Source organism: Terrabacter sp. RAF57, from assembly GCF_052113925.1.
In the GTDB taxonomy this organism is placed as follows: Bacteria; Actinomycetota; Actinomycetes; order Actinomycetales; family Dermatophilaceae; genus Terrabacter.
This window is the reverse complement of sequence record NZ_JBFRDT010000004.1, coordinates 204,792-229,191: the sequence shown is the minus strand read 5'-3', so window position 1 is coordinate 229,191 and position 24,400 is coordinate 204,792. Positions and strand designations below refer to the sequence as shown.

The window sequence follows — 24,400 nt, the reverse complement described above, 5'->3', positions numbered from 1 at the left end:
CATCTCCCCTCGAGCCGGCGACGCGGTCACCCGCGCCCCGGGTGTAACCTCCATCGTCCAAGGGAGGCGCGGCGCTGTCAGCCTGATACGCGAATCAAGAGGGACAAAGGGAAGACCCCCGTCCGGATCGCTCCGAACGGGGGTCTTGAAGTGCGCCGCCAGGGACTCGAACCCCGAACCCAGTGATTAAGAGTCACTTGCTCTGCCAATTGAGCTAGCGGCGCAACGAGGGGAAACGTTAGCAGCCGTCCCGCGCCGGGACAAAATCGGTCGCCCGGAGGTGTCCCGAGTCCCGCGCCTGGGCCCTCGCAGGGGCCGGGCGGCCCGGTGCTGCGGGCGGATTCGCGTGACTACGGGGTCGCGCTCGCCGTCGAGATGAGTGACAGCGCGAGGCTGACGACGATGACGCCGATGATGACACCGACCGTGATCCGCTGGGCCTTCTTGTTCCCCATGAGCATGACCCCATTGTGCGGTATGCCGCGGAGGCGCCGGTGCGGCGCCGCGGGCGTACGCTGAAGTGGAGACAGGGTCACCCGGTCAGGGTGCCCCGTCGGCAGGAGAGGACCCGACCCTTGCGCGGCGTCGGTCCTCCAGGGCAGGAAGTGACGAGCGAGCCGCGGCCACCCATCTCGTCATGCTCCCGGAGGAGCCACCGTGAACGCCATGCCCCTGTCCCCGCCCACCGACACCTCCCTACCGGAGGCCGCCGCCGGGCCACCGCCCGACGACCTCACGAGTCGCCTCGCCCTGTCGCCCCATCCGGGGGTGAGTGCCTCCGACGGTGTGTGGTGGCCGAGGTCGAGCGACCTGCGCGTCGAGGTGCCGCTGCTCGACGTCGCCGTGCACGACCGCACCCGCGCTCGGATCGCACGGTTCGGCTACGAGCGTGCCGGGTGGGAGGACGGACCTCGCACGGTGCGCAGCCCGATCGGGATCACGCACCTGGGCTGGTTCGAGCACAGTCGCTTCCCCGACCACGTCCTGCTGTCCCTGAGCAACTACGGCAGGCTCGTCCTCACGGTGCTCCCGCCCGACACCGACGGCGAGACCGCACACACGGCGATGGCGACGGTCGGGGAGTAGCGGCGGCGGTCTCCCGCCGGGCCGCCGTCGGACGTCACGGGCCGTCTGACACGAGCATGGCGCGCACGGCGGCCCGCAGGTCGCCGGCGCCGTCGTCCATGACGGCCGCGCGCATCCGCTGGTAGCCGGCGCCGTCGCGCAGGATGTCCTCGATCCCTGTCAGCTCACGCGTGCACGCGAGGCGCCGCGCGGTGGGCTGCAGCTGCTCGAGGAGGTCGTGGATGTCGTCGACGACGTGGACCTCGGCGTTGTCGGCGTCGCGGATGATGATCGCGTCGAGCCCGTAGCGGGCCGCCCGCCACTTGTTCTCCTGCACGTGCCACGGGGGCAGTGGGCGTGCGAGGACGCCCTCGTCGAGCTGGTGCTCGAGGTGAGCGACGAGACAGTGGATGAGGGCGGCGACGGCGGCCACGTCCTGCGGGCGCGAGAAGCCGTCGCAGGCCCGGACCTCGATGGTGCCGAGGCGCAGCGACGGCCGGACGTCCCAGCGCAGCTCGCTCGCGTCGGTGACGACCCCGGTCGTGAAGACGTCGTGGAGGTAGGCGCGATACTGCGCCCACGTCTCGAACTGGAAGGGCAGGCCGGCCGTGGGCAGCTGCTGGAAGAGCATCGTGCGGTTGCTCGCGTAGCCGGTGTCGGCCCCCGAGCCGTAGGGGGAGGACGCCGACAGGGCCGTGAGGTGCGGGTGGTAGGTCAGCAGGGCATTGACGAGGGGCCAGACCTTCGCGGCGGATCGGACGCCGACGTGGACGTGGACCCCGAAGATCACCATCTGCCGGCCCCACCACTGGGTGCGGTCGATGAGGGTCGCGTAGCGCTGGCCCTCGGTGACCTGCTGGTCCTCCCACCGGGCGAACGGGTGCGCCCCGCCGCCGTAGAGCAGGACGTCGAGCTCGGAGGCCGCGCGCTGGACGCGCCCCAGTCCGTCGGCGAGGTCCGCGGCTGCCTCCTCGGCGTTCGCGCAGACGCCGGTGACGATCTCGACGGTGTTGCGCAGCAGCTCCTGCGTCACGGTCGACCGCGACTTCGTCGGTCGGGCGTGACCCGTGTCCTCGGGCCCGTTGGCGAGGCCGAGCAGCTCGACGGCGCGCGAGGTGAGGTCGAGCGTGGCCGGGTCGAGCAGACCGATCTCCCACTCGACGCCCAGGGTCTGACCGGCAGACGGTGAGAACCGCGCGTCCACCGACGGCTCGCTCGGGTCGTTCATGGGTCACCTCGGGGTCGTCGGGGAAGCGACCGCAGAGCAGCGTTGCGGGCTGCGGGCCGGTGTGAGCGGCTGGGACGAGCCTATCGGCGCCGGACTGCCTCAGCCCGGGACCGGTCCGAGATGCAGCACGGCCCGGCTCCCCTCGGGGAGCCGGGCCATGCGTTCATCCTGACGAGCAGGACCGTTGGGGTGAGTGACGGGACTTGAACCCGCGGCCACCTGGACCACAACCAGGTGCTCTACCAGCTGAGCTACACCCACCATGCACAACACGAGCCGGGCCCGAGGGCTCGGCGCCGTGTCACGGCGTCGACAATGCTACAGGCTCTCGTGAGGTGCTCGTGACCACCCCGTCGACGGCACCGCTGACGGCATACGCCATCGCCCGAAGGGCTGCTCCACAGCGCTCAGTGCTCGATGACGTGAGGCGACGCGAGCGCCTTGGCGGTGGCGCTGTCGGGGCCGGGCTGCGGCACGAAAACCGCCTGGCGGTAGTAGCGCAGCTCGGCGATCGACTCGCGGATGTCGGCGAGCGCCCGGTGCCCGCCGGACTTCTTGGGGGCGTTGAAGTAGACCCGGGGATACCACCGGCGCGAGAGCTCCTTGATCGAGCTGACGTCGATGATGCGGTAGTGCAGGTAGGACTCGAGCACGGGCATGTCGCGCGACAGGAAGCCCCGGTCGGTCGCGACGGTGTTGCCGCCGAGCGGGGCCTTGCGCGGCTCGGGGACGAAGGTGCGGACGTAGTCGAGGACGATGTGCTCGGCCTCCTTGAGCGTGACCCCGGAGTCGAGCTCGGTGATGAGGCCCGAGCTGGTGTGCATGTCGCGGACGAAGTCGTCCATCTGCTCGAGGGCCTCGTCCGGCGGCTTGACGACGACGTCGATGCCGTCGCCGAGCTGGTTGAGCTCGAAGTCCGTGACGAGGGCGGCCACCTCCACGAGGGCGTCGGACTTCAGGGACAGGCCCGTCATCTCGCAGTCGATCCAGATGATCCGGTCGGCGATGGCTCGGTGGTTGGTGTCACTCACCGGTCCACCATAGAGGCTGAGGGGGACGAGCCCCGGTCGGCGGCCACAGCGCTGCACTAGCCTGCCCTCATGACCTCAGGGGACGTGACGACACAGGGGACTGGCGCGAGCCCGGGCGGGCAGGCGCAGCAATGGAGTCCGGCGCGCAACCCGACCCGACGGCCGATGCTCCGCACCGCGCTCACCATCGGCGTCGCGGCATCGGTCTTCCTCGTCTGCCTGCTCATCCTGCTCGGCATCCTCGGCGACCGGCTCACGACCCAGACGATCGTCACGTCGGCGCTCATGGCGATCATCCCGGTGCTCGTCATCGTGCCGACCTTCCTCTGGCTCGACCGCTACGAGGCGGAGCCGGCGCGGTACATCGTCTTCGCCTTCCTCTGGGGGGCGCTCGTCGCCGTCGTCGGTGCCTTCTTCCTCAACACCTTCGGCCTCAAGATGCTCGTCGAGGCGCGCTGGACCGACCCGCTCGAGACGGGTGCCGTGTACCTCGCGCCGGTCACCGAGGAGACGCTCAAGGGGCTGGGCATCCTGCTCATCTACCTGTTCCGTCGGCGCGAGTTCGACGGGATCATCGACGGCATCGTCTACGCCGGGCTCATCGGGGCGGGCTTCGCCTTCAGTGAGAACATCCTCTACCTCGGGCAGGCCTACAACGAGTACGGCGGTGAGGGCCTGACGTCGACCTTCCTCGTCCGTGGGCTCATGGGTCCGTTCGGTCACCCGCTCTTCACGTCGCTGACCGGCATCGGGATCGGCATCGCCGTGTCCGCCCGACGTCCGGTGGTGCGCGTCGTCTCGATCCTCGCCGGGTGGTTCTGCGCCATGCTGCTCCACGGCCTCTGGAACCTCTCGGCGCTCGCCGGGATGGACGGCTTCTTCGCGGCGTACGTCTCCTACCAGGTGCCGCTCTTCCTCGCCTTCATCGGCTTCCTCCTCTGGCTGCGTCGGCGGGAGGGTCGGCTCATCGGTCGCTACCTCTCGCCGTACGCCGACGCCGGCTGGCTCACCCACGCCGAGGTCACGATGCTCTCCCACCTGCGGCTGCGTCGTGCGGCGCGGGCCTGGGCGCGGCAGAACGGCGGTCGTCCTGCGAAGCGGTCGATGGACGCCTTCCAGGACAGCGCGAGCGACCTGGCGCTGCTGCGCTCGCGGCTCGTCCACGGCACCGCCGAGGACGGGGCGTCGGAGCGCGAGATGGTGCTGCTCGAGGCGATCACGTCGCACCGTCGTGACTTCGTCGGCTCGCCCGTGACCTGAGCCGGCGCGGCGCCTAGCGGTGCCTATCATTGGACGGCGCCCGGATCGGGCGACCCGCCCCTGTAGCTCAGCGGATAGAGCAAGAGCCTTCTAATCTCTTGGTCGCAGGTTCGAGTCCTGCCGGGGGCACTGTGCACCGGCCTGCCGGAATACTCGGCGCGCTCCGTCGTCGGCTGCGATGCTGGTGGCGTCAGCCGGCGTGTGATGGATCGCACCGCCCCGGTGTCGTCCGCGCGCCTGACGGGAGGGCGGCGCGCTCATGTCGGATCGAGCCTCGGGAGTCAGCAGGATCCCCATCATCGGCTGGCTGCGCTCGTACGACCGCCGCTGGCTCAGGGGAGACCTCATCGCGGGCGTCACCGTCCTCGCGCTCGTCGTCCCGAAGAACCTCGGCTATGCCGGCATCGCAGGGATTCCCGTGCAGAACGGCCTCTACGCGGCAGCCGCCGGGGCGATCCTCTACGCGATCTTCGGCACGAGCCGGCAGATCTCGGTGGGGCCGAGCTCGGGACTCGCGGCCGTCGCGGCGAGCGCCGTCCTCGCGGCCGGCATCGTCGACGAGAAGGCCGTCGCGTCGTTCGTCGCGGGGATCACCCTCGCGTCCGGGGTCCTCTACCTGCTCGTCGCGGTGCTGAAGATGGGGTGGATCGCCCAGTTCCTCTCCCGTGCCGTGGTCACCGGATTCCTCTTCGGGGCCGCGATCGACGTCGTCATCGGCGAGCTGCCGAAGCTCACCGGCACGAAGGTGTCGGGGAGCAACCCGCTCCAGGAGCTGCGGTCGTGGTTCACGACGCTCGGCGACGCGCACGGCACGACGGTGCTGGTGGGCGTCCTCTCGCTGGCCGTCGTCTTCGGTCTGCGCGTCGTCGCGCCGAAGGTGCCGGGTGCGCTCGTGCTGGTGGTCGGCGGTCTGCTCGCTTCGTGGCTACTGGGTCTGGGTGACCACGGCGTCGCCCTCGTCGGAGACGTGCCGAGAGGTCTGCCCACCCTCGTCCTGCCCGACATGCAGCTGATGTGGGACCACGTCGGCGTCGGGGCCGTGGCGGCCTTCGCCCTGGTGCTGATCGGCTTCTCCCAGACCGCCGGCGACGCGCGCGCCTTCGCCGCCAAGCACCGCTACCAGATCGACATCGACCAGGAGTCGGTCGCGCAGGGGTTCGCCAACGCCGGTTCGGGCGTCCTGCAGGGGATGCCCGTCTCGACCAGCCTGTCGGCGAGCTCGCTCAACGACCACTCCGGCGCCAAGTCGGGGCTGGCCTCGCTCACCACGGGATTCGCGGTCCTCCTGACGCTGCTGCTCCTGGCGCCACTCTTCTCCGACCTGCCCAAGCCGGTGCTGGCCGCCATCATCATCGAGGCCGTCGTCATGGGGATGATGGATCTCCCGGAGATGCGACGCCTCTTCCGTGTCAAGCGCTTCGACTTCGCGGTGGCCGTCGCGGCGCTGCTCGGCGCTCTCGTCTTCGGCGTGCTGGCCGGCGTCATCATCGGGGTGGCGCTGTCGATCTTCTGGCTCATCAAGGTCTCCACCCGACCGCACATCCCGACGCTCGCACGCGAGCCGGGCACGGACGTCTACCGCGACCTCGCCGACCACCCCGACGGTGAGACGGTCCCCGGCATCGTGGTGATCCGGATGGACGGCGGCCTGTTCTTCGCCACGTCGGACGCCCTCGAGGACCGCGTCCGTGAGGTCATCCACGAGGACCCGGCTGTCAAGGGGATCGTCCTGGACTGCGGCGGCATCGACTACGTCGACTCCCAGGGGTCGGCCAAGCTGGCCGACGTGCTCGATCTGGCCGAGGACTCCGGGGTCGTCTTGCGGCTGGCCAGGCTCAAGGCTTCGGTGCGGTCGACGCTCGAGCTCGACGGCGTCATGGAACGGCTCGGTGCCGACCACCTCCACGGCAACGTCGCCCGAGCCGTGGCGGCCGAGCGCCGGGAACGGGCCGGTCGGCCGGACGAGTGAGCGGCCGGACGCCCGTGTCCACCGGGCGGATCCGGTGCCCGCGTGGCACTCTCAGGTCACGACTCGGGGTATGTCGTAGAGGCGCGCCGCCTTTCAGTTTGGTTGTGCCAGTGCGACACGGAAGGATACGGGCGTGGCAGGTGATTCAGGGGTGGGCAATGCCCGTCTCCTCGCGAGCGTTCAGGCACTTCGGTCTGCCGTCTCCGACGCCTCCCTGCCCCTCGACCTGTCGTCGGCCCCGGCTGCGCGCCTCGCGCGCACCCGTCTGCTCGACCAGCTCGACGACTACGTCATCCCGCGCCTGACCTCGCTCGACGCCCCGCTCCTCGCCGTCGTCGGCGGCTCGACCGGCGCCGGCAAGTCGACGCTCGTCAACTCCGTCGTCGGGCGCGAGGTGACCCTGCCCGGCGTCCTGCGGCCGACGACCCGCTCGCCGGTGCTCATCCACCACCCCTCCGACGCCGCGTGGTTCTCGGGTCCGCGCATCCTGCCGACCCTGGCCCGCATCACCGGTCGCCACTCGTCGTCGGACGGCCCGGGCGCGGTGCGCCTCGTCTCGACGGACGAGGTCGCCGCCGGGCTGGCCCTGCTCGACGCGCCCGACATCGACAGCGTCGTCGAGGCCAACCGTGACCTGGCGACGCAGCTGCTCGCGGCCGCCGATCTCTGGGTCTTCGTCACGACGGCCGCCCGCTACGCCGACGCCGTCCCGTGGGAGCTGTTGCGCGAGGCCTTCGAACGCGGCACCGCCGTCGCCGTCGTCCTCGACCGCGTGCCCGCCGCCGCCGTCGACGAGATCCGCACGCACTTCGCGTCGATGCTGCGCGAGCAGGGGCTCGACCAGGCGCCGATCTTCACGGTCGTCGAGTCCGAGCTGGTCGACGGCCTGCTGCCCGCCGACCAGACCGAACGGCTGCGGGGCTGGCTCGCGGCTCTCGCCGGCGATGCGCAGGCTCGCGCCGACGTCGTGCGCCAGACGCTCCAGGGGGCGCTCGTCTCGCTCGACACCCGCACCCAGTCGCTCGTGGCCGCCTCCGAGGACCAGACCGCGGCGGGCCGGGCGCTCGTCGACGCGGCCGCAGCGGCCTACGACGAGGCGAGGGCGCAGGTCCACGCGGGCATGCTCGACGGCACCCTGCTCCGCGGCGAGGTGCTCGCCCGGTGGCAGGAGTTCGTCGGCACGGGAGAGTTCTTCCGGCAGGTCGAGTCGACCGTCTCGAGGGTGCGCGACCGGTTCACGTCGTTCCTCAAGGGCGAGCCGGCCCGGGCCGACCACCTCGGCGAGGCGCTCCAGTCCGGTGTGGAGTCCCTCGTGGTCAACCGCGCCGAGCTCGCGGCGGGCGCCATCTCGCGTTCGTGGCGCACCCTGCCCGGCGGCGACCAGCTGCTCACCGCCGACCCGACCCTCGCGCGCTCGGGCACCGACCTCGACCAGCGGATCCAGCGCCTCGTCCGCGACTGGCAGGGCGACATCCTCCAGATGGTCCGCGACGAGGGTCGCGACCGCCGCACGACGGCCCGGATCATGGCCTACGGCGTCAACGGTCTCGGCGTGGTCCTCATGCTCGTGACCTTCGCGAGCACGGCTGGGATCACGGGCGCCGAGGTCGGCATCGCGGGCGGCACGGCCGTCGTCGGCCAGAAGCTGCTCGAGGCCGTCTTCGGCGACCAGGCTGTCCGAGAGCTCGCGCGCCAGGCCCGCGAGCAGCTCACCGCGCGCGTCGACGCGCTGTATGCCGCCGAGCTCGCCCGCTACGAAGGAGCTGTCACGACGTTGCACGTCGACACCGACCAGACCGAGCACCTGTCCGCGGCCGGTGCCGCAGTCAAGGCAGCGCGATGAGCCCGATCAGGATGGGCCGCGCCCGGGTGGCGACGGTCTCGGCGGCTGAGCTGGGCACGCGCACGACCGAGCTGTCGATGGCGCTCGTGTCGGGTGCCGACGAGCTCGACCCCTCGGGCGTCGAGGTCGCGCGACGGGTCGTCGACCGGGCCGTCGAGCGTTCCGGCATCGCCGGTGACCACACGGTGGTCGCGCTCGCCGGGGCGACGGGCAGCGGCAAGTCCTCGCTCTTCAACGCCCTCGTCGGCGCCGACGTCGCCACGATCGGTGCCCGTCGCCCGACGACCTCCCGCCCGACGGCCGGCCTCTGGGGCGACGCCGACGCGTCCGAGCTGCTCGAGTGGCTGGGGGTGGCCTCCCGTCACGTCGTCGACACGTCGGCCGGTGCGGGGGACGGGCCCGTCCAGGTCGCCGGTTCCCTCGACGGGCTCGTGCTCCTCGACCTGCCGGACTTCGACTCCCGCGAGCTCGAGCACCGTCGTGAGGCCGAGCGCGTGCTCGAGCTCGTCGACGTCTTCGTCTGGGTGACCGACCCGCAGAAGTACGCCGACGCCCGACTGCACGACGAGTTCGTGAGCCTCCTGTCGCACCACGACGCCGTCACCCTCGGCGTGCTCAACCAGGCCGACCGTCTGACCGCCGAGGGTGTCACGGTCCTCACCCAGGACCTCACGAAGCTCCTCCTGGCCGACGGAGTCGCCGACGCCAAGGTGCTCGCGACCTCCACCCTGACCGGTCAGGGGATTCCCGAGCTCAAGCAGCGACTGGCGAATGCCGTTGCCGGACATGCTGCTTCGCGTCAGCGCCTCAAGGCCGATGTCGTCGGTGCCGCGACGAAGCTGCGTCCCGGGGTCGCCGACTCCGAGGCGGACGTGGGCCGTGTCCCGCGCGAGGCCCTCGACGCCTCGCTGGCTCGCGCAGCGGGTGTCCCCATCGTGCTCGACGCCGTCGCGCGCGACTACCGTCGCGAGGCGTTCGCGCACACCGGCTGGCTCTTCGCCCGATGGACGAAGGGCTTCGCCTCGGACCCGCTCCGTCGTCTCCGTCTCGACCGCACCGGCGGACGGCCGCCGATCCCCGTCGAGATCGACGGCGCCGACGTGCGCGCCGTGCTCGGCCGGTCGTCGATCCCGGCCCCGACCGTGTCGACCGCCTCTGCCGTCGACCTCGCCACGCGCAGCTTCGTGCGCGACGCGTCCGAGGGGCTGCCGGTCCGCTGGGCCCACGCCGTCGAGGACGCCGTCGACGGCGGCGACGGCGCGCTGAGCGACTCGCTCGACCGTGCCGTCATCGGCACCTCCCTGCGCGCGCGCCGCCCGGTCTGGTGGTTCGTCGTCAACATCCTCCAGTGGGTGCTGGGACTCGTCGCCCTGGCCGGGCTCATCTGGTATGCCGTGCTGTGGGCCTTCGCGCTGCTGCAGCTCCCGCGCCCTGAGACCCCCGCCGTCGGCATCCTGCCGCTCCCGCTCGTCATGCTCATCGTCGGCGTGCTGATCGGTGTCGGGCTCGGGATCCTGTCCCGGTGGTGGGCGCGCGTCGGTGCTCGGCACCGGCGCACCGTCGTCGGCAAGCGCCTGACCGAGTCCGTCGCGGCCGTGGCCGACGAGCACATCCTCATCCCCGTCGACGAGGTCCTCCTGCGTCACCGAGAGACCCGCGAGCACCTCGAGGCCGCAGCCGGCTGACGCGCCCCGGGCGCAGGGGGCGCTGTCCACATCCCCTCGGCCCGGTGTCCTGGTGTCCACAGGCGGCTGACGCCCGCTGTCGGCCGGGCCCGTCGCGTCCGAGGGTGGGTGCAGGCGGCGCGAGGCCGCCCCTGGAACCCTCCGAGGAGCAGCGATGAACGAGACCCGCATCACCGTGCACGGCAACGTCGTGACCGAGCCCGTCGAGCGACACGGCCGCAACGGCAGCATCTTCACGACCTTCCGCGTCGCCACGACGCCCTACCGCCGCACTGCCGACGGTCGCTTCGTCGACGGCGACACGAGCTTCTACAGCGTCATCGCGTTCAACGCGCTCGCGGCCAACGCGGCCTCGGCGCTGCGCAAGGGCCAGCCGGTCATCGTCGAGGGCAACCTGTCGATCAAGCAGTACGTCGGCAACGACGGCCAGCCGCGCACCTCGCCCGAGATCGACGCCGACCACGTCGGACACGACCTGTCGTGGGGACGCGCGAGCTTCGAGCGCGTCAGCCGCGCGGCCGCGCTCGGCCAGGACCGCACGGCCGACCCCGACGTCCAGGCGTCCGTGCGCGCCCTGGCCGAGGGCGAGCCAGCCGTTGCCGACCAGCGCCCCGCCCACGTCGACGCGGACGGGGTCGTCGACGACGACTACGACCCCGGCGCGGACCCGGCCGACGGTGCGCGCGACGACGCCGGTGGGGTGCTCGCCACCGGTGATCCCGAGACCGACGACTACGAGGTCGTCGAGCGGCTCACGGCCTGACGTCGACAAGGTCCGCGAGCGCGGACACCGATTCGGTGCCGCGCTCGCTGACAGATAGCCTTCTGCGCATGGCCGAGTACATCTACACCATGACCCGTGCGCGCAAGGCACACAACGAGAAGGTCATCCTCGATGACGTCTCGATGTCCTTCTACCCCGGCGCGAAGATCGGCATGGTCGGCCCCAACGGCGCCGGCAAGTCGACGATCCTCAAGATCATGGCCGGACTCGACCAGCCGAGCAACGGCGAGGCGCGTCTGGCCCCCGGGGCGACCGTCGGCATCCTCCTGCAGGAGCCGCCCCTCAACGAGGACAAGACGGTCCTCGGCAACGTCGAGGAGGGCGCCGGCGAGATCAAGGCGAAGCTCGACCGCTACAACGAGATCTCGGCCGAGATGGCCGACCCCGACGCCGACTACGACGCGCTGCTCACCGAGATGGGCAAGCTGCAGGAGGACATCGACCACGCCGACGCGTGGGACCTCGACAGCCAGCTCGAGCAGGCGATGGACGCCCTGCGCTGCCCGCCGCCGGACTCGCCCGTCACCAACCTCTCCGGAGGAGAGCGTCGCCGCGTCGCCCTCTGCAAGCTGCTCCTGCAGAAGCCCGACCTGCTGCTGCTCGACGAGCCCACCAACCACCTCGACGCCGAGTCGGTCCTCTGGCTCGAGCAGCACCTCGAGGGCTACCCCGGCGCCGTCATCGCGGTCACCCACGACCGCTACTTCCTCGACAACGTCGCCCAGTGGATCGCCGAGGTCGACCGCGGTCGCCTCTACCCCTACGAGGGCAACTACTCGACCTACCTCGAGAAGAAGTCCGAGCGACTGACGATCCAGGGCAAGAAGGACGCCAAGCTGGCCAAGCGGCTCAAGACCGAGCTCGAGTGGGTCCGCAGCAACGCCAAGGGTCGTCAGGTCAAGAGCAAGGCACGTCTGGCCCGTTACGAGGAGATGGCGGCCGAGGCCGAGCGCACCCGCAAGCTCGACTTCGAGGAGCTCCAGATCCCGCCGGGCCCGCGTCTGGGCTCGACGGTCATCGAGGTGAAGAACCTCAAGAAGGGCTTTGGCGAGCGCGTCCTCATCGACAACCTCTCCTTCTCCCTCCCGCGCAACGGCATCGTCGGCGTCATCGGCCCCAACGGCGTCGGCAAGTCGACCCTCTTCAAGACGATCGTCGGCTTCGAGGAGCCGGACGGTGGCGAGGTCAAGATCGGCGAGACCGTCAAGATCTCCTACGTCGACCAGGGCCGCGAGGGTCTCGACCCGAAGAAGAACCTCTGGGAGATCGTGTCCGACGGCCTCGACCACATGAAGGTCGGCAACGTCGAGATCCCCTCACGGGCCTACGTGTCGCAGTTCGGCTTCAAGGGCCCCGACCAGCAGAAGCTCTCTGGCGTCCTCTCCGGTGGTGAGCGCAACCGTCTCAACCTCGCGCTCACGCTCAAGCAGGGCGGCAACCTGCTGCTCCTCGACGAGCCGACCAACGACCTCGACGTCGAGACCCTCGGCTCCCTCGAGAACGCGCTGCTCGAGTTCTCCGGCTGCGCCGTCGTCATCACCCACGACCGGTGGTTCCTCGACCGCGTCGCGACGCACATCCTCGCCTACGAGGGCACCGAGGAGAACCCCGCCAGCTGGTACTGGTTCGAGGGCAACTTCGAGTCCTACGAGGCCAACAAGGTCGAGCGCCTCGGTCCGGAGGCCGCCCGTCCGCACCGCGTCACCTACCGCAAGCTGACGCGCGACTGACCGCGAGCGACGGCGATGCCGTCGACGAGAGGGCCGGGATGCACGCATCCCGGTCCTCTCGCGTCAGATCCAGCCCTTGCGCCGGAAGACGCCGTAGAGCGTGACGGCCACGCCGGCGATGACGGCCGCGCTGAAGAGGACGCCCCAGGGCCGACCGAACCCGGGGTAGGGCACGTTCTGGCCGAACCACCCCGTCACGGCGGTCGGGACGGCGATGATCGCGGCCCAGCCGGTGAGCTTCTTCATCACCGTGTTGAGCCGGGCGTCCTGCAGCGACAGGTTGGTCTCGAAGATCGTCGTCACCATGTCGCGCAGCGACTCGGTCCACTCGGCAGCCCGGAGGACGTGGTCGTAGAGGTCGTCGTAGAAGCCGTCGAGCTCGGTGTGCCGCTGGTCGAGCTCGCCCCGGTGACGGAGCACCGCGTTGACGACGTCGCGCATCGGCAGCACGACACGTCGCAGCTCGACGAGCTCCTTGCGCAGCCGGTAGGTGCGCACCTGGACGGCGTGCATGCGGCCGCTCTCGTCGAAGAGGAGGTCCTCGAGGTCCTCGATCGCGTCGTCGAGCTGCTGGATCGCCTCGAAGTGCCCGTCGACGACGGTGTCGAGCAGCCCGTGCACGAGTGCTCCGACGCCGAGCGCGAGCAGCTCGGGGTCGTCGTTCCACCGGTCGAGCACCTGCTGCATGTCGACCTCGTCGGTGCCGCGGACGGTGATGATGCCGCCCGGGAGCACGAACGCCGAGATCCGTGYAGTGCGCAGGCGGGACTCCGGCCCCAGGGGCTCGGGACCGTTGGCGCCCGTCGAGGTGCCGCCGGGCTCGAGCCGGGTGGCATAGACGGTGAGGAAGGTGTGTTTGGCGTGCCGGGTCGCCTTCGGTCGCTCGCCGGCGGAGACGGCGTCCTCGACGGCGTGGGGGTCGAGCCCGAGCTCCGCGGACAGGGCGCGCAGGCCGGCGTGGTCCGGCTCGCACAGGTCGACCCAGATGAGCGAGTCCTCGCGACCCAGCAGCTCGGACACGTCCTCGAGCGGGAAGCCCTCGTCGACCACCTTGCCGTGCTCCCACCGGCAGGAGGTGATGCGCCCGGTTCCGTCGTTGCTCACCGGGCCAGTCTCGCAGCCCCGAGGCGCTGGCACGGTCAGGCGATGAGGGGCGTGACCTCGCGAGTCGTGGGGCGTTCGCCGAGCGCGAGCTGCCAGGCGGTGGCGAGCCGTCGGCCGACCTCGTCGGCCTCGTCGGGTGCGACGCAGAAGGGCACCCGGACCCAGCGGGTGAAACCGCCCTCGACCCCGAACTGTCCACCGCGGGCCAGCCGGACGCCGGCGGACTCGGCGACCCGAGCGAGCTCGTCGCCCCTGGCCTCCGGCAGCTCGCACCAGAGGTTCAGGCCGCCCGAGGGCACCGTGAGGCGCCAGTCGGGGACGTGCTGGCGAAGAGCCGTGACGAGGGCGTCGCGCCGGGAGCGCGCCTCGCGCCGGCGCTCGGTCAGCAGGGACTCACCCTGCCGCAGCAGGTCGGTGACGACGAGCTGCTCGAGGATCGCCGTGCCGAGGTCGAGGCTGTGGCGGGCCTCGATGACGGCCTCGGCACCGCCGCGGGGTGCTCGCACCCAGCCGACGCGCAGGCCGCCCCACCACGTCTTGCCGGCGCTGCCGAGGGTGTGGGCGGCGGGGGAGGAGGCCGCGAAGGGCGCAGCTCGTGCCGCGCCGTCCGGGTCCTCGAGGCCGAGCTCGACGAACGTCTCGTCGATGACCGGGACGGTGTTCGCCCGGGCCAGCACGCCGGCCAGCGCCTGTCGCGTGGGCGCATCCATGACGAGTCCGGTCGGGTTCTGGTGGTCGGGGATGAGGTATGCCGCCCGGGCGCCGCTCTGACGCAGCCCGACCTCGATCGCCTCGACGTCCCACCCCGTCGCCGTCAGCTGCGCGGGCACTGCGCGGTACGCCGAACGCCGCACCCCCACGATGGCGTTCGGGTAGGTGGGGCTCTCGACGAGGACCCGGTCACCGATGTCCAGCTGGGAGCGGAGCACGGCCGACAGTCCACCGTGCGCACCGGACGTGATGACGACGTGGTCGGGGGAGGTGGACAGCCCCCGGCCCTCGAACCAGTCGGCCACCGCGGCGCGCGTCTCCGGCAGCCCGCGTGGGTCGTAGCCCGCGGTCGCGAGGAAGCGCGGCAGCTCGAGAAGGGCCCGTTCGTAGGCCGCGGTGACACCGGCGGCGGCCGGGAGGGCGGCATACGTGAGGTCGATGACGTCGGGCGGCACGTCCGTGGGGATGAGGCCGGCCTGCGACAGCGCGAGGCCCGAGGGCCCGGCCGGAAGGCAGACGACGCTTCCCGAGCCGCGCCGCGTCGCGACGAACCCCTCGTCGCGCAGGGCGTCGAGGGCCGCACCGACGGTCGTGCGGCTCAGGCCCAGCTCGGTCGTCAGCGTGCGCTCGCTCGGCAGCCGCGTCCCGACGAGGAGCCGTCCGTCGGAGACGAGCCGGCGGATGCCGTCGGCGAGGCCGCGATAGGCCGGCCGGGGGAGAGGACCGGACCCGAGAAGCAGGGCCAGTGACCGGGCCGAGATGGTGCGCACCGGTCCACTGTCCCACGACTGGCTCTTAAAAGGCAGTCCACTGGTCGGCATCATGGACGGTATGAGACGTCACGTCCCCCTCGCGAACCTCACTCCGCGGCAGCAGCTGCGTGCCGGCCGCCTCCCGCGCCGCGTCGTCCAGCTCCTCGTGGGACTCGTGCTCTACGGCGTCTCCATGGCGATGATGATCCGCTCGACGCTCGGGCTCGACCCGTGGGACGTCTTCCATGCCGGGATCGCCACGCACGTGTCGCTGACCTTCGGGCAGGTGACGATCATCGTCGGTGCGCTCGTCCTGCTGCTCTGGGTGCCGCTGCGGCAGTGGCCAGGTCTCGGCACCGTGGCCAACGTCGTCGTCATCGGCCTCGCCGCCGACGCGGGCCTCGCGCTCATCGCGCCGCCCGAGGCGATGTGGGCCCGGGTGGCGCTCCTCGCCTCCGGCATCGTGCTCAACGGCGTCGCCGGTGGCCTCTACATCGGCAGCCAGCTCGGTCCCGGCCCCCGTGACGGGCTCATGACGGGCTTCGCGCGGCGCACCGGGCTGTCGATCCGGCTCGTCCGCACGACCATCGAGGTCGTCGTGCTCGCGGTCGGCTGGCTGCTCGGTGGACCCGTCGGCCTCGGCACCGTGCTGTATGCCGTGACGATCGGCCCCTTGGTCCAGTTCTTCCTGCCCCGGCTGACCATCGACCTCGCCCCTGCGGGAGCGCCCCCGCGTGAGGACGGCGCCGCGCCCGAAGAGGGCGCCGCCCCCGTGACGCCGACGTCGGCGCTGGGCTCGACGACGAGCTGACGTCTCAGGCGCCGGTGAGGGGCCACGACCGGAGCACCCTGCAGGCGCCCGGCTCGTACCACGCGAGGTCGAGTCGCTCGGCCCGGCAGCGGGCCGGGAGACGGGGGGCGGCCAGCCTGCGGGTCGACTCCTCGGTGACCACGTCGGAGAGGGCGTCGAGCGTCAGGTGCGGCACGACGTCACCGAAGCGACCGGCATACGGCGGGCACTGGGGAAAGGCCTCCCGCAGCCGCGACGTGAGGGTGGCGAAGGGCGCCGACGGCTCGGGCAGCAGGTGGACGATCCCGTTGGGGAAGGTGTCGACGGCCTCGAGTGTGAACGCGAAAGGCTCTGTCGCTGCGGCGATCTCGGCGACGACGTCGAGCGCTGTCTGCGTCAGGGACTCGAGGTCGAGGAACGGCGCGAGCGCCGTGACGTGCGCGTGGACGAAGTCCGGGTCTGCCGAGACGTAGTCGGCGTCGTAGTGCCGCGTGCGGGCGAGGACGAACGGCTCGAGGACCGGCACCGGCACCTGGAGCACCGAGTGGCCGGTGACGGCCGAGGTCATGAGGGGGCACGCTCAGTGCCCGGCGCCCACGAGCCGCAGCGCGAGGGCGGCGTTCGTCGCGCCGATCTCGGCGGGACTGCGTCGGATCGTCGGGGAGTACCAGCGGGCCACGTCGACGACGATCGAGAGCAGGGCCAGCGCGGTGTCGGCGCTGTCGTCGACGGAGAACGTCCCGTCGGCCACCCCACGGTCGAGGACGTCACGCACGAGGGAGTCCATCTCCTTGCGCAGCTTGAGGACCTCGGCGTGGTGCTCGGGGGTCAGGTGGTGGTGCTCGTACTGCACGACGCGGGCCACCTGGTACTGCTCGACGTGCCACTCGGTGAAGCGCGCCATGACGGTGACGAGCTGCTCGGCAGGCGTCGAGCCCTCGGCGATGGCCGAGCGCATGAGGCGCAGCGCGGACTCGTGGCCGCTGCGGCTCAGGGCGAAGAGCAGCTCCTCCTTGGAGCCGAAGTGGACGTAGACCCCGGCGGGCGAGAGCCCGGCCCCGGAGGCGATGTCACGGGTGGTCGTGGCGTGGAAGCCCTTGTCGGCGAACGCGTGGGCCGCGGCCTGCAGGAGCCGCTCGACGGTCGAGGCGTCGGGGTCGGACGTCCGGGCGCCGACGGACGGCGGGGTCGTGGTGGGCTGCGGCACGTTGACAGCATGCCGCAGGGGAGGGAAACTAAGCAAGCGCTTAGTTACCGACGGGTACCAGCGCGTCGCACCCGTGAGCACGCCCGATGGAGGACGTTATGCCCCGCAACATCTACGACGAGGACCACGAGGCGATGCGCGCCTCCGCGCGCGAGTTCGTCGCCCGCACGCTCGCGCCGCGCGCCGAGGAGATGATCGAGGGCAAGTCGATCCCGCGCGACATCTGGCTCGAGGCCGGCAAGCAGGGCTTCTTCGGCCTCGACATCCCCGAGGAGTTCGGCGGTGCCGGCGTCGACGACTACCGCTTCAACGCCGTCGTCGCCGAGGAGATGTCGCGCTTCAACGCCGCGACGAGCTCGTGCTTCGGCATCCACTCCGACGTGTGCCCGCCCTACATCGTCGACCTCGGCACCGAGGAGCAGAAGCAGCGCTGGCTGCCCGGCATGGCGAGCGGTGAGCTCATCTGCGCCATCGCCATGACCGAGCCCTCCGGTGGCTCCGACCTCGCCGCGCTCAAGACGACCGCCGTCCGGGACGGTGACTCGTGGATCCTCAACGGCTCCAAGACCTTCATCACCAACGGCTACCAGGCCGACCTCGTCATCGTGGCAGCGCGCACCGACCCGTCCAAGGGTGCCAAGGGCATCACGCTGCTCATGGTCGAGCGCGGCATGGAGGGCTTCGAGAACGGCCGCAAGCTCGACAAGGTCGGCATGGACGAGTCCGACACGGCCGAGCTCTTCTTCGAGAACGTCCGCGTCCCCGACGAGAACCGCCTCGGCCCCGAGGGCATGGGCTTCATCTCGATGATGCAGCGCCTCCCGCAGGAGCGCGTCGGCGCCGCCGTCTCCAACGTCGCCCACGCCAAGGCGATCCTCGAGGAGACGATCCAGTACGCCAAGGACCGCAAGGCGTTCGGCCAGCCGATCGGCGCCTTCCAGCACAACAAGTTCCTCATGGCCGAGCTCGTGACGAAGATCGAGGTCGCCGAGGCCTACGTCGACGACTGCATCGCGGCCCACGCCGAGGGCAAGCTCTCGGCCGTCGACGCCGCCAAGGCGAAGTGGTGGAGCTCGGAGGTGCAGAACGACGTGCTCGACCACTGCGTCCAGCTGCACGGCGGCTACGGCTTCATGAACGAGTACCGCGTGGCCCGCGCCTGGCGCGACGCCCGCGTCACGAAGATCTGGGCCGGCTCCAACGAGATCATGAAGGAGCTCATCGGCCGGGACCTCGGCTTCTGATGGCGGCCGACGCACGCGGCGGCCGCCACGAGGGTGCCGTCGCGATCATCACCGGCGCCAGCCGCGGGATCGGTCTCGGCATCGCCGAGCGCCTCGTCGCCGAGGGGGCCAAGGTCGTCATCACGGCGCGCAAGCCGGACGCGCTCGCCGAGGCGGTCGCCACGCTCGGCGGTCCGGAGCACGCCCTCGGCATCGCCGGCAACGCAGCCGACGAGGACCACCAGGACGAGGTCATCAGCGCGGCGCGCGAGACGTTCGGCGGGCTGCACCTGCTCGTCAACAACACCGGCATCAACCCTGTCTACGGCCCGATGCTCGACACCGGGCTCGACATCGCGCGCAAGGTGCTCGACGTCAACGTCGTCGCCGCCTTCTCGTGGATCAAGAAGGCCGTCGCGGCCGGGCTCGGCGACGAGGCCCACCCCGGGTCGGTCGTCAACCTCGCCTCCGTCGCCGGCCAGGGCGCGAGCGGAGTCATCGGCTGGTACGGCGTGTCCAAGGCGGCGCTCATCCACCTGACGACCGAGCTCGGCTACGAGCTCGGTCCCGACGTGCGGGTCAACGCCGTGGCCCCCGCGGTCGTCAAGACGAAGTTCGCCGAGGCGCTCTACGAGGGGCGCGAGGAGAAGGTCGTCCGCGCCTACCCGATGAAGCGCCTCGGCCTGCCCGAGGACGTCGCGGGCGCCGTCAGCTTCCTGCTGAGCAGCGACGCGTCGTGGGTCACCGGTCAGACGCTGACGATCGACGGTGGCGTCACCCTGGGTGGCGCCCTCTAGGAGATCCGTTCCGCCGCAAGGCGATTCGCCGACGATGTATGCCGTCCGGCCCCGTGCGAGCGCACGGGGCCGGACGCATTCCGGGCCGGGTTTGACATCAGTTAGGTGAGGCTTACTAAGGTAAGCCTAACCTAATGTTTCGTCGACTCGACAGAAGGATCCCCCGTGTCGCGCCTTCGCACCGCCCTCCTCGCCGCCGTCGCCGCGGCGCTCGTCCTCGCCGGCTGCACCACCGGACCCACCGGGGGTTCCGCCCCGACCCCCGCGGGCGCAGCAGCGGCAGGGGCCGGCGACACGGGAGCCGACCCGACGGCATACCCCGTCACCCTCAAGGACGCCTTCGGGACGGCCACCATCACGAAGGAGCCGCAGCGGGTCGTCACCCTCGGCTGGTCCGACGCCGACCACGTGGCGGCGCTCGGGGTGGCCCCCGTCGGTGCCCCCACGGTGACGTGGGGCGGCAACGCGAACCTCTCGACGGACTGGTTCGACGCGCAGCTGGCCACCTTCGGCGGCACCGCGCCGACACGCTTCGACGACGCCGACGGCAACCCCGTCGAGGAGATCGCGCAGCTGCAGCCCGACCTCAGCCTCGCCACGAACTCCGGCATCACGAAGGACGAGTACGACAAGCTGAGCAAGCTCGCACCCGTCGTCGCCTACCCGGAGGTCGCCTACGGCACGCCGTGGCAGGTCTCGCTCGAGACGATCGGGAAGGCGCTCGGGCGCTCGAAGCAGGCGGCTGACGTCGAGGCGAAGACCATCGGGGCGCTCGAGGCGGCCAAGGCGAGGTATCCGCAGCTCGCCGGCAAGACCTTCATCTACGGCTACGTCGCCCCGACCGACCTCTCGCAGATCGGCTTCTACACCCCGAGCGACCTCCGGCCGCAGATGCTCACCGAGCTCGGCATGAAGAACGCGCCGGTCGTCGAGGAGCAGGCCAGGGGCTCCAAGGAGTTCTACCTGACCGTCAGCGCCGAGCGTGCCTCGACGCTCGAGGCCGACGTCTTCCTCACGTACATCACCGAGGACTCCGAGGTCGTGGTCATGACGAAGGACCCGCTCGTCGGCCAGGTGCCCGCCATCAAGGCGGGGGCGCTCGTCGCGACGAAGGACCAGAAGGTCGGTCTGACGATGAGCTCGCCGACGCCGTTGTCCATCCCGTACATGACCGAGCTGTTCGTGCCCCTCGTGGCGGCCGCGGCCGACAAGGCCGACGCCGCCTGATGAGCGCCACCCAGACCGCTGGACGGGAGGGGCGGGTGGCCTCCGGCGACGCGACCCTCCCGGGGCTCGCAGCCCTCCTGCTCGCCCTGCTCGTCGTGCTCGTCCTGGCCGTCGTCGCGTCGATCGTGCTGGGATCAAAGGCGATTCCTCTCGGCGACGTCGTGCAGGTGCTGACGGGCCACGGCGACGGCGTGGCCGACAGCGGCATCGTCGAGGCTCGCGTCGCCCGGACGGTCGTGGGCGTCCTCGTCGGCGCGGCGCTCGCCGTCGCGGGCGCGGCGATGCAGGGGCTGACCCGCAACCCCCTCGCCGACCCGGGACTGCTCGGCGTCAACGCCGGCGCCGGACTGGCCGTCGTCCTGGCGATCTCGGTCTTCGGCGTGGGCTCGCTCAGCGGCTACGTCTGGTGGGCGATGGCCGGTGCCGGTCTCGCGGCCGTCCTCGTCCACGCGCTCGCCGGGCTCGCCGGTCGTGGATCGCCCCTGCGCCTCACGCTCGCCGGAGCCGCCGTCGCGGCCGGTCTGGCGAGCTGGTCGTCCGGGGTCCTCGTCTCGAGCAAGYAGTCCTTCGACTCCTTCCGCTTCTGGCAGGTCGGCACGATCGGGGGCCGGGGGCTCGACCTCGTCGTCACCGTGCTGCCGTTCTTCGCCGTGGGGCTCGTCGTCGTCCTCCTCGCCGTGCGCCGGCTCAACGCCCTCGCGCTGGGCGACGACCTGGCCCGCGGTCTCGGCGAGAACGTCCTCGTCGCCCGGGCCACCGTCGCCGTCGGCGTCGCCGTCCTCTGTGGCGCCTCGACCGCGCTCGCAGGGCCGATCGGCTTCCTCGGCCTCGTCGTGCCGCACGTCGCCCGCTCCGTCGTCGGCCCCGACCACCGGCGGATCATCCCGGTGTGTCTGGCCGCCGGGCCGATCCTGCTGCTCGCCGCAGACACCGTCGGACGGCTCGTGGCCCAGCCGAGCGAGGTGCAGGCCGGCATCATGACCGCCGTCATCGGCGTGCCCTTCTTCATCGTGCTCGTGCGCCGCGGCCGGATGGCGAGCCTGTGACCGCCGACGTGCTCGCCCCGACCGGGGCCCGCGCCGACCCGCGTGCCGTGGCCGCGGAAGAACCCGCCGACCTCACCCGCGTCGTGCGAGCCCGCAGGCGGCCCACGCGTCGGGTGCGCTTCGTCATCGCGACCTTCACGGTGGCCGCCGTCGCCGCCGTCCTCGTCCGTGTGCTCCTCGGCGACTACGTCGTCGCGCTCACCGACCTGCTGCCCATCCTCAGGGGCGAGACGCTGCCCGACGCTCCGGGCGCCTCCTTCATCGTCATGGAGGCCAAGCTGCCACGTGCCCTGCTGGGGCTCCTCGCGGGTCTGGCGTTCGGGGCGGCGGGGGCGATGTTCCAGACCACCTTGCGCAACCCGCTCGCGAGCCCCGACATCATCGGCATCAGCCTCGGCGCATCCGCCGCAGCGGTCATCGCCCTGACGTTCCTCGACGCGCAGGGCCTCTGGCTGCCGGCAGCAGCCCTCGTCGGTGCGGTGGCCGTCGGGCTGCTCATGCATGCCGTCGGTCGGGGGACCACGCTCGCCGGCCAGCGCATGGTGCTCGTCGGCATCGGCGTCGCCGCCCTCCTGTCGAGCGTCATCCAGTTCGTCATGACGCGCACCTCGATCCAGGACGCGCAGGCTGCCCTCGTCTGGCTCACCGGGAGCCTCGCACGCGCCACGTGGCCCGTCATCGGGCTGCTCTCGGCCGCGGTGCTCGTCCTCGCGCCCCTTCTCGCGGTGTGCGCGCGGTGGATGCGGCTCGCCGAGCTCGGGGACGACCTGTCGGCGACCCTCGGGGCGCCCGCAGGTCGGGCTCGCCTCGGGCTCGTCGTCGCCGTGGCCCTCGCCGCCGTCGCGACGAGCGCGACCGGTCCCATCGCGTTCGTCGCCTTCCTGGCGGGGCCGATCGCGCGACGCCTCTGCGGTGGGCGTCCCTCGCTGTGGGCGGCGGCCCTCGTCGGGGCCGTCGTCGTCGTGCTGTCGGACTTCGCCGGTGACTACCTCATCCCCGACGTCAACCTTCCCGTCGGCGTCGTCACCGGCGCCCTCGGCGCACCCCTCATGCTCGCGGTCGTCGTCACCGCGGGCCGAGCCGGAAAGGCCTGACATGACCTCCACGACCCTCGCCCCCACCCCGACGAACGGCACGGCCCTGCGTGCCCGCGACCTCACCCTCTGCTACGACGGTCGGCGGGTCGTCGAGCACCTCGACCTCGACGTGCCGGCCGGCAGGATCACCGTCGTCGTCGGGCCCAACGGCTGCGGCAAGTCGACCCTCCTGCGCGGGCTCTCACGTCTGTTGCGCCCCACCGAGGGCAGCGTCCACCTCGCCTCCGAGGGCGCCCACGACGACGTCTGGTCGCTGCGGCCCAAGGGGTTCGCCCGCCACGTCGCGCTCCTCCCGCAGAGCCCGCCCGTGCCCGAGGGCATCACCGTCGTCGACCTCGTCGGCCGCGGTCGACACCCGCACCACACGCTGGTCCGCCGGTGGTCGCGGGCCGACGACGAGGCCGTCACCAGGGCCATGCGGGCGACCGGGACCCTCGAGCTCGCCGAGCGACCCGTCGACGAGCTGTCCGGCGGCCAGCGACAGCGCGTGTGGATCGCGCTGACCCTCGCCCAGGAGACCGACGTCGTGCTCCTCGACGAGCCCACGACCTACCTCGACCTCGCGCACCAGATCGACGTCCTGGACCTGTTGCGCGACCTCAACCGCAGCCGGGGGACGACCGTCGTCATGGTCCTGCACGACCTCAACCTCGCGGCCCGCTACGCCGACCACGTCGTCGCCCTGCGCGACGGCCGTCTCGTCGGCAGCGGCGCACCGGCGGACCTCGTCGACGAGGAGTTCGTGGCGCAGGTCTTCGGCCTCCGCAGTCGTGTCATCGCCGACCCCGTCACCGGCTCGCCGCTCGTCGTGCCCACCTCGACCCACCACCAGAGCGGAGCCACCTCGTGACCACGACCGCCGTCAGCCCCGTCCTGCTCCTCACGGCGGTCGTCCGCCGGGTCGAGCGACTCAGCCCGTCCTTCGTCCGGATCCGTCTGGGCGGCAACGGTTTCGAGCACCTCGGCCCCGAGGGGCCTACGCTCGACCAGCGCGTCAAGCTGCTCATCCCGTCGCCGGGGAAGCCGGCGCCGAGCGCGCTCCTCGACCCCGACGGGTGGTATGCCGCGTGGCTGGCGCTGCCGGGGGCCGACCGTGGTCACCTGCGCACCTACACGGCCCGTGCCGTCGAGGGGGAGGGTGGCGACCGCCAGCTCGTCGTCGACTTCGTGCTGCACGGTCACGGCCCGCTCGGCGAGGCCAACCCGCTCGGCGCAGCCGGCGCGGCTGCCGGTCCCGCCGGCACGTGGGCGGCGCGAGCCGCCGTCGGCGACGAGGTCGGCCTGCTTGCCCCGCGCCGCGGTCACGAACACGCCTTCGGAGGCATCGAGTTCGACCCGGGCGCCGCGGGGCGACTGCTCCTCGTCGCCGACGAGACGGCCCTGCCTGCGCTTGCGTCGATCGTCGAGTCCCTGCCGGCTTGCACCCGGGGCGTTGCCGTCGTGGAGGTGCCGGACGCCACGGACTTCCTCGACGTCCGCTTCCCGGCCGGGATCGAGCGTCACTGGATCGCTCGCGGGGGCCGCCCCAGGGGCGAGCAGACCCTCGCCGTGCTGCGCGAGTGCCTGGACCTGCACCCGGAGCGTGCCGTCGCCGACGCCTCGTCCCTCGGCCCCTCGGCCGACTTGGACGACGCCGTGTGGGAGACCCCGGCCCACAGCTCCTCGGGTGACGACGTCACGGCATCCCGGCGGGCGCGGCCCCGACCAGGCGATCGCGACACGTATGCCTGGGTCGCCGGCGACTCCGACACGGTCAAGGCCTGTCGGCGCCTCCTCGTGGGCGAGGGAGGCATGCCCCGTCCGCAGGTCGCCTTCATGGGGTACTGGAAGCAGGGACGCGCCGGCTGATCA

21 protein-coding genes and 3 tRNA genes are annotated in these 24,400 nt (G+C 71.6%); 16 read left to right on the top strand and 8 right to left on the bottom strand.

Translation table 11 applies throughout. The features are described from left to right. Positions 1-151: 151 nt before the first annotated feature. A tRNA-Lys gene (locus AB4Y83_RS08230) sits at positions 152-224 on the bottom strand. 442 nt (positions 225-666) lie between these two features. Here AB4Y83_RS08230 and AB4Y83_RS08225 point away from each other — a divergent pair. Continuing rightward, the gene (locus AB4Y83_RS08225; RefSeq protein ID WP_442296596.1) at positions 667-1,086 is read left to right on the top strand and encodes a DUF5994 family protein; all 420 of its coding nucleotides are present in this window, start codon (positions 667-669) and stop codon (positions 1,084-1,086) included. 34 nt (positions 1,087-1,120) lie between these two features. Here the strand turns inward: AB4Y83_RS08225 and AB4Y83_RS08220 are convergent, their stop codons facing one another. The 3 genes from AB4Y83_RS08220 to orn form a co-directional block, all read right to left on the bottom strand. Beyond that, positions 1,121-2,293 (bottom strand): glutamate--cysteine ligase, encoded by a 1,173-nt coding sequence (locus AB4Y83_RS08220; protein ID WP_442275606.1) that lies wholly within the window; start codon positions 2,291-2,293, stop codon positions 1,121-1,123. A 185-nt stretch (positions 2,294-2,478) separates the two neighbouring features. After that, positions 2,479-2,554, bottom strand: a tRNA-His gene (locus AB4Y83_RS08215). Positions 2,555-2,700: 146 nt separating this feature from the next. Then, on the bottom strand, positions 2,701-3,324 hold the full coding sequence (gene orn / locus AB4Y83_RS08210) for an oligoribonuclease (RefSeq protein ID WP_200959189.1): 624 nt from the start codon (positions 3,322-3,324) through the stop codon (positions 2,701-2,703). Between the two features lie 69 nt (positions 3,325-3,393). Between orn and AB4Y83_RS08205 the strand changes: the two genes are divergently transcribed. The 7 genes from AB4Y83_RS08205 to ettA all read left to right on the top strand — a co-directional run bounded on the left by AB4Y83_RS08205 (position 3,394) and on the right by ettA (position 12,595). Next, positions 3,394-4,584 (top strand): PrsW family intramembrane metalloprotease, encoded by a 1,191-nt coding sequence (locus tag AB4Y83_RS08205; RefSeq protein ID WP_442275605.1) that lies wholly within the window; start codon positions 3,394-3,396, stop codon positions 4,582-4,584. A gap of 56 nt (positions 4,585-4,640) precedes the next feature. Continuing rightward, positions 4,641-4,713, top strand: a tRNA-Arg gene (locus tag AB4Y83_RS08200). Positions 4,714-4,843: 130 nt separating this feature from the next. Further along, a complete protein-coding gene (locus AB4Y83_RS08195) occupies positions 4,844-6,553 on the top strand; it encodes a SulP family inorganic anion transporter (protein WP_442296522.1) in 1,710 nt (569 codons plus the stop codon). Positions 6,554-6,686: 133 nt separating this feature from the next. Beyond that, a complete protein-coding gene (locus AB4Y83_RS08190) occupies positions 6,687-8,396 on the top strand; it encodes a dynamin family protein (protein WP_442275603.1) in 1,710 nt (569 codons plus the stop codon). Beyond that, complete coding sequence (locus AB4Y83_RS08185; RefSeq protein WP_442275602.1) at positions 8,393-10,081, top strand: GTPase; 1,689 nt, start codon at positions 8,393-8,395, stop codon at positions 10,079-10,081. The genes AB4Y83_RS08190 and AB4Y83_RS08185 overlap by 4 nt, the downstream gene beginning before the upstream one ends. Positions 10,082-10,235: 154 nt before the next feature. Next, on the top strand, positions 10,236-10,844 hold the full coding sequence (locus tag AB4Y83_RS08180; RefSeq protein ID WP_442275601.1) for a single-stranded DNA-binding protein: 609 nt from the start codon (positions 10,236-10,238) through the stop codon (positions 10,842-10,844). Between the two features lie 68 nt (positions 10,845-10,912). Next, the gene (gene ettA / locus AB4Y83_RS08175) at positions 10,913-12,595 is read left to right on the top strand and encodes an energy-dependent translational throttle protein EttA (RefSeq protein WP_020144471.1); all 1,683 of its coding nucleotides are present in this window, start codon (positions 10,913-10,915) and stop codon (positions 12,593-12,595) included. A gap of 63 nt (positions 12,596-12,658) precedes the next feature. On the opposite strand, the gene AB4Y83_RS08170 is transcribed toward ettA, so the two are convergent. Then, positions 12,659-13,699: a magnesium transporter CorA family protein gene (locus tag AB4Y83_RS08170; RefSeq protein ID WP_442296521.1), complete on the bottom strand. Its 1,041-nt coding sequence runs from the start codon at positions 13,697-13,699 to the stop codon at positions 12,659-12,661. Between the two features lie 35 nt (positions 13,700-13,734). Next, positions 13,735-15,234 carry a MocR-like transcription factor YczR gene (yczR, locus tag AB4Y83_RS08165; RefSeq protein ID WP_442296520.1) on the bottom strand — a complete coding sequence of 500 codons (1,500 nt, stop codon included), beginning with the start codon at positions 15,232-15,234 and terminating at the stop codon, positions 13,735-13,737. A 7-nt stretch (positions 15,235-15,241) separates the two neighbouring features. On the opposite strand from yczR, the gene yczE reads away from it, so the two are divergent. Then, positions 15,242-15,973 carry a membrane protein YczE gene (gene yczE, locus AB4Y83_RS08160; RefSeq protein WP_442275598.1) on the top strand — a complete coding sequence of 244 codons (732 nt, stop codon included), beginning with the start codon at positions 15,242-15,244 and terminating at the stop codon, positions 15,971-15,973. Positions 15,974-15,977: 4 nt separating this feature from the next. Here yczE and AB4Y83_RS08155 read toward each other — a convergent pair whose 3' ends face one another. Both AB4Y83_RS08155 and AB4Y83_RS08150 read right to left on the bottom strand, forming a co-directional pair. Then, positions 15,978-16,520, bottom strand: a complete 543-nt coding sequence (locus AB4Y83_RS08155; protein WP_442275597.1) for a 2'-5' RNA ligase family protein — start codon at positions 16,518-16,520, stop codon at positions 15,978-15,980. Between the two features lie 12 nt (positions 16,521-16,532). Continuing rightward, on the bottom strand, positions 16,533-17,159 hold the full coding sequence (locus AB4Y83_RS08150; protein ID WP_442275596.1) for a TetR/AcrR family transcriptional regulator: 627 nt from the start codon (positions 17,157-17,159) through the stop codon (positions 16,533-16,535). 98 nt (positions 17,160-17,257) lie between these two features. Here AB4Y83_RS08150 and AB4Y83_RS08145 point away from each other — a divergent pair, with 98 nt between their 5' ends. The 7 genes from AB4Y83_RS08145 (at position 17,258) to AB4Y83_RS08115 (ending at position 24,397) form a co-directional block, all read left to right on the top strand. After that, positions 17,258-18,403 (top strand): acyl-CoA dehydrogenase family protein, encoded by a 1,146-nt coding sequence (locus AB4Y83_RS08145; RefSeq protein WP_020144477.1) that lies wholly within the window; start codon positions 17,258-17,260, stop codon positions 18,401-18,403. Beyond that, positions 18,403-19,179, top strand: coding sequence for an SDR family oxidoreductase (locus AB4Y83_RS08140; protein ID WP_442275595.1), 777 nt, complete (start codon positions 18,403-18,405; stop codon positions 19,177-19,179). The genes AB4Y83_RS08145 and AB4Y83_RS08140 overlap by 1 nt, the downstream gene beginning before the upstream one ends. A 165-nt stretch (positions 19,180-19,344) precedes the next feature. After that, positions 19,345-20,406 carry an iron-siderophore ABC transporter substrate-binding protein gene (locus tag AB4Y83_RS08135; RefSeq protein WP_442296519.1) on the top strand — a complete coding sequence of 354 codons (1,062 nt, stop codon included), beginning with the start codon at positions 19,345-19,347 and terminating at the stop codon, positions 20,404-20,406. Continuing rightward, the gene (locus tag AB4Y83_RS08130) at positions 20,406-21,452 is read left to right on the top strand and encodes a FecCD family ABC transporter permease (protein WP_442296518.1); all 1,047 of its coding nucleotides are present in this window, start codon (positions 20,406-20,408) and stop codon (positions 21,450-21,452) included. The genes AB4Y83_RS08135 and AB4Y83_RS08130 overlap by 1 nt, the downstream gene beginning before the upstream one ends. Beyond that, a complete protein-coding gene (locus AB4Y83_RS08125; RefSeq protein WP_442296517.1) occupies positions 21,449-22,546 on the top strand; it encodes a FecCD family ABC transporter permease in 1,098 nt (365 codons plus the stop codon). The genes AB4Y83_RS08130 and AB4Y83_RS08125 overlap by 4 nt, the downstream gene beginning before the upstream one ends. A 1-nt stretch (position 22,547) precedes the next feature. Further along, on the top strand, positions 22,548-23,399 hold the full coding sequence (locus AB4Y83_RS08120; RefSeq protein WP_442296516.1) for an ABC transporter ATP-binding protein: 852 nt from the start codon (positions 22,548-22,550) through the stop codon (positions 23,397-23,399). Further along, entirely contained in the window at positions 23,396-24,397 is a 1,002-nt protein-coding gene (locus AB4Y83_RS08115; protein ID WP_442296515.1) for a siderophore-interacting protein, read from the top strand. The genes AB4Y83_RS08120 and AB4Y83_RS08115 overlap by 4 nt, the downstream gene beginning before the upstream one ends. The last annotated feature ends 3 nt before the right edge of the window (positions 24,398-24,400 follow it).